General features: G+C 63.5%; 9 protein-coding genes. 2 read left to right on the forward strand and 7 right to left on the reverse strand.

The features are described 5' to 3' along the window. Window positions 1–157 precede the first annotated feature (157 nt). Complete coding sequence (locus MMW58_RS15080; RefSeq protein WP_159237741.1) at window positions 158–724, forward strand: TetR/AcrR family transcriptional regulator; 567 nt, start codon at window positions 158–160, stop codon at window positions 722–724. A gap of 66 nt (window positions 725–790) precedes the next feature. Further along, complete coding sequence (locus tag MMW58_RS15085; protein WP_241721513.1) at window positions 791–1,537, forward strand: SDR family NAD(P)-dependent oxidoreductase; 747 nt, start codon at window positions 791–793, stop codon at window positions 1,535–1,537. 36 nt (window positions 1,538–1,573) lie between these two features. Here the strand turns inward: MMW58_RS15085 and mrdA are convergent, their stop codons facing one another. The 7 genes from mrdA to MMW58_RS15120 all read right to left on the reverse strand — a co-directional run bounded on the left by mrdA (window position 1,574) and on the right by MMW58_RS15120 (window position 12,223). Continuing rightward, window positions 1,574–3,499, reverse strand: coding sequence for a penicillin-binding protein 2 (gene mrdA, locus MMW58_RS15090; protein ID WP_181955411.1), 1,926 nt, complete (start codon window positions 3,497–3,499; stop codon window positions 1,574–1,576). 185 nt (window positions 3,500–3,684) lie between these two features. Further along, on the reverse strand, window positions 3,685–5,481 hold the full coding sequence (gene atzF / locus MMW58_RS15095) for an allophanate hydrolase (RefSeq protein WP_241721514.1): 1,797 nt from the start codon (window positions 5,479–5,481) through the stop codon (window positions 3,685–3,687). Then, on the reverse strand, window positions 5,478–9,083 hold the full coding sequence (gene uca / locus MMW58_RS15100) for an urea carboxylase (protein WP_241721515.1): 3,606 nt from the start codon (window positions 9,081–9,083) through the stop codon (window positions 5,478–5,480). Before uca ends, atzF begins: the two co-directional genes overlap by 4 nt. A 169-nt stretch (window positions 9,084–9,252) precedes the next feature. Further along, window positions 9,253–9,888: an urea amidolyase associated protein UAAP2 gene (locus MMW58_RS15105; protein ID WP_241721516.1), complete on the reverse strand. Its 636-nt coding sequence runs from the start codon at window positions 9,886–9,888 to the stop codon at window positions 9,253–9,255. Window positions 9,889–9,898: 10 nt separating this feature from the next. Beyond that, window positions 9,899–10,627, reverse strand: a complete 729-nt coding sequence (locus MMW58_RS15110; protein ID WP_241721517.1) for an urea amidolyase associated protein UAAP1 — start codon at window positions 10,625–10,627, stop codon at window positions 9,899–9,901. A gap of 4 nt (window positions 10,628–10,631) precedes the next feature. After that, complete coding sequence (locus tag MMW58_RS15115; RefSeq protein ID WP_241721518.1) at window positions 10,632–11,411, reverse strand: ABC transporter ATP-binding protein; 780 nt, start codon at window positions 11,409–11,411, stop codon at window positions 10,632–10,634. Beyond that, window positions 11,408–12,223: an ABC transporter permease gene (locus tag MMW58_RS15120; protein ID WP_159237735.1), complete on the reverse strand. Its 816-nt coding sequence runs from the start codon at window positions 12,221–12,223 to the stop codon at window positions 11,408–11,410. Before MMW58_RS15120 ends, MMW58_RS15115 begins: the two co-directional genes overlap by 4 nt. Window positions 12,224–12,233: the final 10 nt, after the last annotated feature.

Consider the following 12,233-nt stretch of genomic DNA (forward strand, 5'->3'; position numbering starts at 1 on the left):
CTATGGAGAAAAGCGGCGGTTTCGGCAAATAACCAATATCTATGAGTCACGCCGTGCGGGAATAAAGGTGGCGGATGGCCTACCCCAACCGGAGCCGCACAAAACGGCAAAGCATCATTCTTGACCGTTCAGTCCGGAAAGAACTACAGTGGCGGCTATGGCGAGAAATAAAGCATTCGATGAACACGAGGTGCTGGAGCAGGCGATTAAGGTATTTGCCGATCGCGGATTCAGCGGAGCCTCTACAGATACCCTGCTCAAAGCGATGGGCATTAGCCGTCAGAGCCTCTATGACACCTTTGGCGACAAACGTCAGCTCTATCTGCGGGCGCTCTCACGCTATACCGACGATAGCGTGAGCGACATTATCCGCAGCATGGCGCAGGTGACGTCGGCAAAGGCGGCGTTGGCCCATGCGCTGGTGACGTTCGCCCGGCGTCCGGCTGAAGAGGGCTGCCTTGGCGTCAGCGCGATCTGCGAATTTGGCATCAGCGACCCGGACATCGTGGCCACGGGCGAGTTGGCCTCGCGCCGCTTGCTGGCTGCGCTGGAGGCGCGGATCCATCAGGGGCAACAAAGCGGTGAGATCGACGCTCATCTTGCGCCGGATGCTGCAGCCCGCTATCTGGGCACCCTGTTGAACGGTCTGAAGGTCAGCGCCCGCGCCGGCGCGCCTGCGGAAAGCCTGCGACAAATCATCGATATCGCCCTGCGGAATCTGTAACCGCTCCCCTGCGGGGAGCTTTTTTTGGCCCAATTCCGGACTAATCAATCCAGAAAGGAGTAAGTGATGAAAACAGCAGCACTCAGCGGCAAAACGGCGCTGGTCATTGGCGGTTCACGCGGTATTGGCGCCGCCATCGTAGAGAAGCTGGCTGCCGACGGCGCCGCGGTCGTCTTTACGTGGATTACCCCTTCCGCGCAGCTTGAGCAGCGGCTGGCGGATTTTCAGCGGGCGGGGAACAACGTGCAGGCTCTGCAGGCCGACAGCGCCGACCCGGCCGCGCTCGCCGAAGCCGTCAATCGCGCGGCGGCGATCCTCGGCGGGCTGGATATTCTGGTGTACAACGCCGGGATGTTGAAAACCGGCACCATTGACGACTTTTCGCTGAGCGATTTTGACCGCATGTATGCTGTCAACGTTCGTGGCCCGTTCGTGGCGGTGAAGGCCGCCCTTGCCCATCTGCGCCGCGGCGGGCGCATTATCACCACCGGCAGCATTGCCGGCGCAAAAGCCGGGGCGCCGGGCTCAACGGTCTACGGTTTGACCAAAGCGGCGGTGGCGCGCATGGTCAGGGGGCTGGCGTGGGATTTAGCCGAACGCGGCATTACGGTGAATGACGTCCAGCCAGGGCCGGTTATCAGCGATATGACGCCGGGTACCGGCGCTATCGGCCAGTGGCTGCGCGACGCGAACCCACAAAAACGGCTCGGCACCCCGGAGGAAGTGGCAAATCTGGTCAGCTGGCTTGCCGGCCCCGGGTCCTCCTACGTTAACGGCGCCGGACTCAAAGTTGACGGCGGCTTTACCGCCTGAAGTCGCGCCCGGCCGCAGCGGCGGCCGGGCCCTGTCCTACTGCGCGTCGGCGCTATCGACCTGAGGAACGTTAGCCTCTGCGCCGCCCTCTGCCGCCGCCGGCGCGTTAGCCGGGTCGAAGATATGGTCAAGAATGGCGCGTGCCGTAGGGCCTGCCACCACGCCGTCGCCGCCGCCGTTCTCAAGAATCAGCGCCATCGCCACCCGCGGATGCTGATACGGGGCAAACAGGGTATAGAAAATGTGGTCACGCAGCCTGACCGGGATCATTTTCGCGTTGTAGGTCTGGTTCTCTTTCAGGCTGAAGACCTGCGAGGTCCCGGACTTCGCGGCAATCTGATACGGCGCGGTGTGGAACAGCTTGTAGCCGGTGCCGTTTGGCAGGTTAGCCATGCCGTACATCCCGTTGCGCACAATCCCCCAGTACGGCGATTTCGGATCGCCCACCTGCGCCGTGTTTTGCGGCGGCTGATAGCGCTCAACCTTATTGCCGCGCTTCATGGAGTAGAGCAGATGCGGGTTCTTCACCTTGCCGTTGTTAATCAGCGTCGTCAGCGCTTTCACCATCTGAATCGGGGTGGCAATCCAGTAGCCCTGGCCGATGCCGACCGAGATAGTATCCCCTTGATACCACGGCTTCTTATGAACCCGCTGCTTCCATTCGCGGCTTGGCAGCACCCCGGAATACTCTTCGTTGAGGTCGATCCCCGTCGGCTGGCCGTAGCCAAACTTGCTCAGCCAGGTGTGAATCCGGTCGATCCCCATCTCAAAGGCCACCTGGTAGAAGAAGGTATCCGCCGACTCTTCAATGGCCTTGGTAACGTTGAGCATGCCGTGCCCGGTTTTCAGCCAGTCGCGGTAGCGGCGCTGGGTGCCCGGCAGCGTCCAGGTCGGCGCGCCGAAGAAGGTGGTGGTGGGCGTAATCACCCCGGCAGAGAGCGCCGAGAGCGCCATATAGGGTTTAACCGTCGAGGCCGGCGGGTAGAGGCCCTGGGTCACGCGGTTGATCAGCGGCCTGTCGGCGTTATCGAGCAGCGAACGGTAGGCCTGATAGCCAATGCCTTTCACAAAGGGATTGGGATCGTAGCTCGGGCTGGAAACCATCGCCAGCACCCCTCCGTCGCGCGGGTCGACCGCCACCACCGCCGCGCGCTGCCCCTTGAGCACCGATTCAATATACTGCTGCAGGTGCAGATCGAGCGTCAGGTAGATATTTTTACCGGCGACCGGCGGCACCTCTTTCAGCAGGCGCACCACCCGCCCGTGGTTATCCACCTCGACCTCCTGGTAGCCGGTGGTACCGTGCAGCTCCTGTTCGTAATAGCCTTCAATACCCTGTTTGCCGATATTATGGTCGGCGGCATAATTCTCGGCTTCGCCATTTTTTGCCAGCCGCTGCAGGTCGTTATCGTTAATTTTCGAGACGTAGCCGACAACGTGCGCCAGCTCGGCTCCGTAAGGGTAATCGCGCTGCTGGTAGTTCTCCACGGTTACGCCGGGGAAATGGAATTCGTTCACCGCAAAGCGCGCCACTTCGACGTCGCTGAGCGCGGATTTTAGCGTAACCTCTTTGTAGCGGCTGTTGTGCAGCATATCGTCGCGGAAGCCGGCGATATCATCGGGGGTTAAATCAACGATCGGCGTCAGCTGCTGCAGCAGCGCCTTCATGTCGGCGATTTTGCTGGGGATCACCTGCAGGCGATAGAGGGTGATGTTCTGGACCAGCGGAACGCCGTTGCGATCGAATATCAGCCCGCGGCTCGGCGCGATAGGCAGCATTTTAATATCGTTCTGGTTCGAGCGGGTCTGATAGAAATCGTGCTGTTTGACCTGGAGGCGATAGAGGTTGACGATCAGAATGCTAAAGCAGACCACCACCAGGATAAAAGCCACCACGGCCCGGCGAATAAACAGCATCTCTTCCGCTGAGTGATCGCGAATTTCATCTCTCAATAGAGTCATTGGCGGTAATTCACCTGAGTTTCAATAAGAAGCCAAAAAATTAAAAGCGGGGAAGGATAGCCTTATCGGCGCGGTAGCCCTACGGAAAGGTTGCTAATGAATTGGCAGAAATGTTTCAGCATGTGAGTAGCGCCGCCCCAGGGCGGGCCGACGCGATTTTTTTCGGGATAATGTGACACCGTCACCTAGCGCGCCAGCCAGGCCCGCCATCCGCCGTAGGCCGTAATATCGGTCGCCCCCTGCAGGCCGTACGCCTCGCAGATAAAGCCGCTGAGCCAGCGCCCGTCCGCCAGCTCCACTTTACCCAATCCCAGCGGCGCCGGAATCGCCGCCAGGAGCGATCCCAGCTCGGCGGAGGGCAGCTCCCACACCTCCACCGCAATGGCCGCCCCGCCGCTTTCGTCCCGCACCATCCCCGGACGCCTGCCGTCGGCCAGCGCGTAGAGGCGATAGCAGGCCGCGCTTTCCGTTGCCGCCAGCAGGCGTCCGCCCCGCTCCCGCAGCTGTCCGTTCAGCGCCAGCCCGTCGAGATGTGCGCCGCACACCACCAGCGCCTGGCGATCGTGGCTGGCTACGCTCGCCGGCGGCGCAGGCGCTATCTGCGCCCCGCCGGCCAGCGGCAGCGGCTGCGCCCGCTGGAAGGCATCGGCCAGCCCGAGGAGATACTGGTCGGTAAACGCCCGGCCAAAGAGCGTTACGCCGGAAGGCAGACCGTTCGCCAAAAAGCCCGTCGGTACGCTGACGGCCGCATAGTCCAGTAAATTCATAAAGTTGGTGTAATAGCCCAGATCGGCGTTGCGCTTCACCGGCTCCGCTTCCAGCTCCGCAAGGGTGACCGGACGCGGATAGGTCGGCGTCAGGACGCAATCCACGCCTTCGAGCAGCGCGTCGCCCTGCGCTTTATAGGCCTGCAGCTGATACATGGCCTTAAACGCGGCGACCGCATCGGCCTGCGGCGCCTTCGCCAGCACGTCGCGGATCACCGGCAGAACCGCCTCCGGCTGCCGTTCAATTAGCGGCCCCGCCACCGCGTAGCGCTCCGCCACCCAGGGCCCGTCGTACAGCAGGCTGGCGGCGGCGAGAAACGGCGCCATATCGATATTCACCGCCACGCCGCCGAGGGCCAGCAGCCGCGCTTTGGCCTGTAAAAACAGAGCTTCACTCTGCGCGCAGCCGAGGAAGTTGAGCGTCTGCGGAACGCCGAAGCGAAAGCCTGGCGCCGGCGCGCCGAAGGCCTGCGCTCCGTTCCACTGCGGATTGCGTCGGCTGTAGGCATCGCGCGGATCGACGGCGGCGGTCAGCGCCAGCAGCCGGCTGGACTCGGCGGCGGTGGCGGTAAAAAAGGTCGTGCAATCGAGCGTCCGGCAGGCAGGCACCACCCCGGCGGTAGAGATCAGCCCTTTGCTGGCCTTCAGCCCCACGAGGTTATTTAACGATGCCGGAACCCGCCCGCTGCCGGCGGTGTCCGTACCGAGCGCAAAGCTGGCGACGCCGAGCGCCACCGCCAGCGCCGAACCGGCGCTCGAGCCGCCCGACGGATACGCCGGGTGCACGGCGTTACGACAGCGTCCGTACGGCGATCGCGTGCCGTTGAGGCCGGTGGCAAACTGGTCGAGGTTGGTTTTACCGACCGGAACCGCGCCCAGCGCAATCAGCTGAGCCACAATCGTCGCGTCCCGCTCGGCGGTATAGGCGAACGCCGGACACCCGGCGGTGGTGACGATCCCGGCGAGATCGATATTATCCTTAATCGCAAACGGCACGCCGTACAGCGGCAGGGTCTCCGGCGCCACGCCGTCCAGCGCCGCCAGCCAGGGCTCCTGCTCCTCTGCCGTCAGAATATGAATAAACAGCTGATACTCTGGATTGAGCGCGCTGGCGCGCTGGCGCAGCTCCGCCATCAGCGCCCGGGGCGTCAGCCGACCGTCGCGATAGCCCGTCGCCAGGGTGCTCAGGCGTAAATCAAAACTGTGCTGATTCATACGTTTTCCTCCATTATTACCGCCACCCGCTGCCCGGCACGAACCGAGGCCCCCGGCTGAACGTTAACCTCGGCGATCACCCCGTCGCAGGGGGCCAGCAGCGGGATCTCCATTTTCATCGACTCCAGCACCAGCAGAACGTCCCCGGCGCGCACCCGGCTGCCCGGGGCGGTTTGCACCTGCCACAGGTTGCCGGAAACGGGGCTTTCTACCCCCTGCTGCCCGTGCTGCAGCGGCGCGTCCTCACCCTCTTCGATCGCCGCCTCCTGGCTCTCGAAATGCGCCTGGCCGCTGGCTATCCAGCGATCGCGCTCCTCATTAAACGCGCGCTGCTGGTGCTGGCGGAAAGCGTCAATGCTCGTGGCCTCGCGCGCAAGGAACTGCTGATACTCCGCCAGCCGCAGGGTGCTGTGCTCAATGCGCAGCAGATAGCGGCCGAGCGGAAAATCACGACGGATCTGCAGCAGCTCTTCGGCAGAGACCGGATAGAAGCGCAGCTGGTCGAAGAAGCGCAGCAGCCAAGGCTTGCCGGCAAAATCGGCCACCTCGTGATAGCGATTCCACATTTGCAGCGTGCGGCCGACAAACTGGTAGCCGCCGGGACCTTCCATGCCGTACACGCACAGGTAGGCGCCGCCAATCCCGACCGAGTTTTCCGCCGTCCAGGTGCGCGCCGGGTTGTATTTGGTGGTCACCAGCCGGTGGCGCGGGTCGAGAGGCGTAGCCACCGGCGCGCCGAGATAGACATCCCCCAGCCCCATCACCAGGTAGCTGGCGTCAAACACCGTATCCCATACCGCCCGTTCGTCGGGCAGATCGTTAATCCGCCGGATAAATTCAAGATTGCTGGGGCACCAAGGCGCGTCGCGGCGAACGGTGGTCATATATTTATCGATCGCCTTGCGGCAGGCCGGATCGTCCCACGACAGCGGCAGGTGCACCACCCGCGTGGGAACCTCAAGGTCATCGCTGACGCACACCGTCGCCCATTCCGCGCGCACCCATGCCAGCAGCGCCTCAAGGGTCAGGGTTTCCGGCTGGAAGTGAACCTGTAAAGAGCGGATCCCCGGCGTCAGGTCGATGACGCCCGCCCGGGCCTGGCCCTCCAGCGCCTGCATCAGCGCGTGGATGCGAAAGCGCAGCACCAGATCCAGCTCCGCCTCTCCGGCCTCCAGCAGCAGATGGGTATCGCCGGAGAGTCGCGCCACCAGACGCTTATTGGCTTCCCCGCAGGACATCACCACCGGCGACGCCAGCGGCGCAGGCTGCCAGGCGATAGCCGCGGACTCAAGGTTTGCCAGCTCCTCGCGGCGGCCCTGCGCCAGGCGACGGGCGGTGGCTAAATCGACCGCCACAAAGCGCACCTTATCCCCGGCTTTCAGCTGGCCGAGCTGCCACAGGTCGGCCTCAATCACCGTGACCGGGCAGACAAAGCCGCCGAGGCTCGGGCCGTCCGGGCCGAGGATCACCGGCATGTCGCCGGTAAAGTCGACCGCGCCGATAGCATAGGGATTATCGTGAATATTCGACGGATGCAGCCCCGCCTCACCGCCGCTGTCGCGGGCCCACAGCGGCTGCGGGCCAATCAGCCGGACGCCGGTACGACTGGAGTTGAAATGCACTTCCCAGTCGGTGGCAAAAAAGGTGGCGATATACTCTGCGGCAAAGAATTCCGGCGCGCCGTGGGGGCCATAGATGACCCGCAGCGTTCGCACCGCGTCCAGCGAGGTCTGCAGCGCGGCGGGCAGCGCTGCCCCGGCTTCTGCGCCGGGCGTCGGCGCGAGGTGCAGAACGTCTCCGCCGCGCAGCGCGCGTCCGGCGTGGCCGCCAAACTGTCCGAGGGTAAAGGTGCTTTTGCTGCCTAAATAGTCCGGCACCTGAATACCGCCGCGCAGGCAGAGATAGCTGCGCACGCCCGCGCCGGTCACCGGGCCTATTTTCAGCGTCGCGCCGGCGGGAATAGTGAAGACGCGGTTCATCGGCTGAGCCACGCCGTCGAGGGTCACCGCAGCCGCTGCGCCGCATATCGCGGCCTCGGCGAGACAGTTAAACTTCAGCGTTGGCCCGCTGAGGGTGATTTCCAGCGCCGCTTCGCCCTCCGGGTTCCCAAGCAGCCGGTTACCCAGGCGCAGCGCCCGGTCGTCCATCGGCCCCGAAGGCGGTACGCCCACCGCCCAGTATCCGAGGCGCCCCGGATAGTCCTGAACGCTGGTCTGGGTCCCGGCGCTCAGGACTTCGACGGTCGCCGCCTGATAATCCAGCTGCTCAAGGCAGCGGGTCCAGGGTTCGCCGTCGGCAAAGGGGGCGAAAGCCAGAATCTGCTGCAGATAGAGACGATTGGTTTCCACGCCGTACAGCCGGGTTGCCGCCAGGGCTTCGCCGAGGTGGGCAATGGCCCGATCGCGGTCAGGCTGCCAGGCGATGGTTTTTGCCAGCATCGGGTCGAAGAACGGCGGCACGTCACAGCCGGCCTCCACCCAGCGGTCAATCCGCAGGTTTACCCCATCCGCCGGCGGGAAGATCGCTTCGCTGAGCAGCCCCGGCGACGGCTGGAACTGACGGCCGGGATCTTCGGCGTAGATCCGCGCCTGAATCGCGTGGCCGCGCGGCTGCAGATCCGCCATCAGCCGGGACAGCGGCGGCAAATCCCCCGCCGCCAGGGAGACCATCCAGCGCACCAGATCGACGCCCCAGACCTGCTCGGTCACCCCGTGCTCAACCTGCAGGCGGGTATTAACCTCAAGAAAATAGAAGCGCTGCGCCAGGCTATCGTAAACAAATTCCACCGTCCCGGCGCTGCGGTAGCTGACCGCTTTGCCCAGGGCGATCGCCGCCTCGCACAGCGCCTGCGCCATCCCCGCAGGCAGGTTGGGGGCCGGCGTCTCTTCGATAACCTTCTGGTTACGTCGCTGAATCGAACAGTCGCGCACGCCGAGGGCGATAACCTCCCCCTGCCCGTCGCCAAAGATCTGCACTTCGAGGTGACGGGCGCGGGAAATATATTTTTCGACGAACACGCCGGCATCGCTAAAGTTGTTCTGCCCGAGGCGGCGAACGGTTTCAAAGGCCTCCGCCAGCTCGTCGGCATCGTGACACACCCGCATGCCGATCCCGCCGCCGCCGGCGGTGCTTTTCAGCATCACCGGATAGCCAATCTCCTGCGCGGCGCGGCACGCCTCGGCGCTATCGGCCAGCAGCCCGGTGCCTTCCAGCAGCGGCAGGCCCTGCGCTTTAGCCAGCGCCCTGGCGGTATGTTTAAGGCCAAAGGTCCGCAGCTGCTGTGGCGTCGGGCCGACGAATACCAGCCCGGCGGCTTCGCAGGCTTCGGCGAAGGCGGCGTTTTCCGACAGGAAGCCGTAGCCGGGGTGGATCGCCTCGGCGCCGCTTTGCCGCGCGGCGGCGATGATTTTCTCCACCACCAGATAGGTTTGCGCCGCCGGACCGTCGCCGAGGCTAAGCGCTTCATCGGCTTCGCGAATATGCAGGCTGCTGAGATCGGCATCGGAATAGACGGCGACGCCTTTAACCTGCATAGCGCGCAGCGTGCGCAGAATGCGGCAGGCGATAGCGCCGCGGTTGGCAATAAGTAGCGTGTTAAACATAAACGGGACTCACATCAGGGCGGGTCGTCCCGCAGCAAAATAGCGTTCTTCCCCGGGGTCGTCCCTGGGGAGCGCCGGCGTTACGATTTACGCGACGGCGTACTGTTCAGGCGATCGGCACGGACGGCAAACAGGCGATAGGCCATCAGCCGCCAGCGCTGCCAGCGGGTCAGTTCCATACCAGCACCTCCGCCGGGGTCGGATCCCAGCCGTTGCAGGGGTTATTGAGCTGCGGGCAGTTGGAAATCAGCACCATCGCGTTGCACTCCGCGCGCAGCTCGACGTATTTCCCGGCGGCAGAAATGCCGTCTTCAAAGGTCAGCCCGCCTTCTTCCGTCACCGGCACGTTCATAAAGAAGTTGATATTGGCGCCGATATCGCGCTTGTGCAGGCGGCCGTCGTGCAGGCAGGCGCAGAGGAAATTATCCCGGCAGCTGTGCATATAGCGCTTATCCGCGGCGTAGCGCACGGTATTGCTCTCCTGGGCGCAGGCGCCGCCGAGGGTATCGTGGCGGCCGCAGGTATCGGCAACGATGGTCAGCAGCGGCCGACCGAGATTGGAGAACAGCACGCTGCCGGTCGTCAGATAGGCATTCCCCTGGCGACGCAGCGTGCGCTGCGGATCGTAGCGTTCACGCGGGTTATCGGCGTTATAGAACAGGGTGTCGATAGCCTGGTTGCCCTCAAGATCGAGCAGCCGCAGGGTTTGCCCTTTCTTCACTTCGAACAGCCAGGGTTCGCCCGCCGGGATCACGTGACGATAAACGGCATCAGCCGGGTTGCGGGGACTGGTAACAAGGCTCATGATCGGCTCCTCAGAGGGCAAAAAGTTGGGTATTGGCAAACGCGCGCTGGTTTTCATCGCGGGTCAATAGCGAGGCGACCGCCGCCGCTTCATTATCGGCCTGGTACCAGCTCAGCTGGACCGGACGCGGCGCATACTCCGTGGCGGGGTCCTGCGGATGCGGCAGCGCGGTAAGAACGATCAGCACGTCCATCGGCGCAAACAGCTCGACGTAGCGCCCGGCGCTGGAGGGTGCGGCGCAGAAATGGAAGCTGCCGTCGGCGGCGACGGTGACCTTGCTGAAGAAGTTGACCACCATCAGCAGATCTTCCAGGCCCAGATCCCATTTGCCCATTTCAACCAGCAGGTTATCGACGCCGTTGCGGTAGTAGCCGTTACGCAGCTCCTGGTAGCGTCCCGCGCCGTACTTTTCTAAGGTCTCTTCGGCGTTGAGCACCCCGCCGAACGGATCGTGCCAGCCGCTGCTATCGGCGACGATCCCGGCCAGCACGCGGCCCATATCGGAGTAGAAACAGTGCCCGGCCGTCAGGCGCGCGGTATGCTGACCTTTCAGCGTATCCGGCAGGTTCAGGCGTTCGCTCTTTTCATGTGGATTGAGCATCATCATGCTGACGTTGGCATCGCCGTCGATATCGGTCAGGCGCAGAATTTGCCCGCGGCGCAGAATAAACGAGGTATGGCCGCCGCCCGGGACAAACTCTTCGCGCAGGCTCGGTAACGAATGAAAAAGTGGCTTCATCTGACTATCTCCTTAATGCATAAACGTTGTTATCGCTGCCGGTGCCGAGCATCTGCGACATGCGGGCTTCGTTAAGCGGTATGTCGTAGGTTATGCGCGCGCCCCAGGCGTTGGGCGCCTGAGGGTCGTGGCGCACCTTGTCGAAGACCAGCAGCCGGGTCCCGAGATTGAAGCCTTCGGCCAAATCGTGGGTGACCATAAAGACCGTCATCCGCGTTTCGCTCCACAGCTGCAAAAGCAGCCCGTGCATATCCTTGCGGATGCCCGGGTCGAGCGCGCCAAACGGCTCATCAAGCAGCAGGATGCGCGGCTGCATCACGAAGGCCTGGGCGATGGCCAGCCGCTGCTGCATCCCGCCGGAGAGCTGCGCCGGGTACTTATCGAGCGCGTGGGAGAGGCCGACTTTCTCCAGCATCTGCGCCGCCCGTTCGCGGGCGTTGCGCCTGCGGGCGCCAAAAAGACGGCCAAGCAGCGGCGAGGCCGGCAGCTCGAGGCCCACCGCAACGTTATCCAGCACGTTGAGATGCGGAAATACCGAATAGCGCTGGAACACCACGCCGCGACTGCGGTCCGGCTCGGCGGCCAGCGGCTGGCCGTCAAGGGTAATTGCGCCGCGGGTCGGTTTTTCCTGGCCCAGCAGCAGGCGCAAAAAGGTCGATTTTCCGCAGCCGGAGGCCCCGACCATTGAACAGAACTCCCCCTCTCTGACCTCGAGATTGATGCGCTCCAGCACCACGTGGTCGCCGTACTCCTGCCAGATATTTTTAATAGCAATAAAGCTCATGCCCGGCCTCCTTCCGCCCACGGGAAGCAGGCTTTGTGCAGCTGCCGCAGGGCCAGATCCATCAGCCAGGCCAGCAGGGTTATCCAGATGACGTAGGGGATGATGACGTCCATCGCCATATAGCGGCGGACAAGGAAAATGCGGTATCCAAGACCGGCGGTGGCGGAAATGGCCTCCGCCGATATCAGAAACAGCCACGCCGAACCCAGCAGCAGGCGCAGGGAGACGATCAGGCGCGACAGCAGCTGCGGCAGCACCACCCGCAGCACCAGCGTCCAGCTGTTGGCGCCGAGGGTCTGCGCTTTAATAAACAGCTCCGCCGGAATTTCCCGCGCCCGCTGTTCCAGATCGCGCGCCAGCATTGGCGTCACGCCGATCACAATCAGCATCACCTTGGAGAGCTCATCGAGACCAAAGACGATAAACAGCACCGGCAGGATCGCCAGCGGCGGGATCATCGAGATCACGGTCATCAGCGGCGACAGCGCGGCGCGGTAGAGCGGAAAAACGCCGGCGGCGATACCGATGCACAGGCCAATCAGCGAGGAGAGCGCCAGCCCGGTCAGCAGGCGCCCCAGGCTTATCAGGGTGTCGGCCCACAGCAGGTACTCGCCGCTGCGTTTGTCCGGCGTGAACGCCATTCGCTCGATGGCCGCAACCATTTGCGACAGTCCGGGCAGCAGCTTGTCCTGCGGATTGGCCTCCAGCCGCACCGCAGAGCCGATAACCCAGGCGGCGATCAGCAGCACGAAGGGCATCAGCATCAGCATCAGCCGCATGCCCTGCTGTGGATGGCGGTTAATTTGTCGCATGGCGTTGACT

It is taken from the genome of Klebsiella sp. HC6, from assembly GCF_022605325.1.
GTDB classification, from domain to species: Bacteria; Pseudomonadota; Gammaproteobacteria; order Enterobacterales; family Enterobacteriaceae; genus Klebsiella; species Klebsiella terrigena.

Bases quoted from the DNA above. Each gene is read 5' to 3' on its own strand.
- MMW58_RS15110 (WP_241721517.1), bottom strand. From the start codon at position 10,627: ATGAAGCCACTTTTTCATTCGTTACCGAGCCTGCGCGAAGAGTTTGTC.
- uca (WP_241721515.1), bottom strand. From the start codon at position 9,083: ATGTTTAACACGCTACTTATTGCCAACCGCGGCGCTATCGCCTGCCGC.
- atzF (WP_241721514.1), bottom strand. From the start codon at position 5,481: ATGAATCAGCACAGTTTTGATTTACGCCTGAGCACCCTGGCGACGGGC.
- MMW58_RS15115 (WP_241721518.1), bottom strand. From the start codon at position 11,411: ATGAGCTTTATTGCTATTAAAAATATCTGGCAGGAGTACGGCGACCAC.
- MMW58_RS15085 (WP_241721513.1), top strand. From the start codon at position 791: ATGAAAACAGCAGCACTCAGCGGCAAAACGGCGCTGGTCATTGGCGGT.
- MMW58_RS15105 (WP_241721516.1), bottom strand. From the start codon at position 9,888: ATGAGCCTTGTTACCAGTCCCCGCAACCCGGCTGATGCCGTTTATCGT.
- MMW58_RS15120 (WP_159237735.1), bottom strand. From the start codon at position 12,223: ATGCGACAAATTAACCGCCATCCACAGCAGGGCATGCGGCTGATGCTG.
- MMW58_RS15080 (WP_159237741.1), top strand. From the start codon at position 158: ATGGCGAGAAATAAAGCATTCGATGAACACGAGGTGCTGGAGCAGGCG.
- mrdA (WP_181955411.1), bottom strand. From the start codon at position 3,499: ATGACTCTATTGAGAGATGAAATTCGCGATCACTCAGCGGAAGAGATG.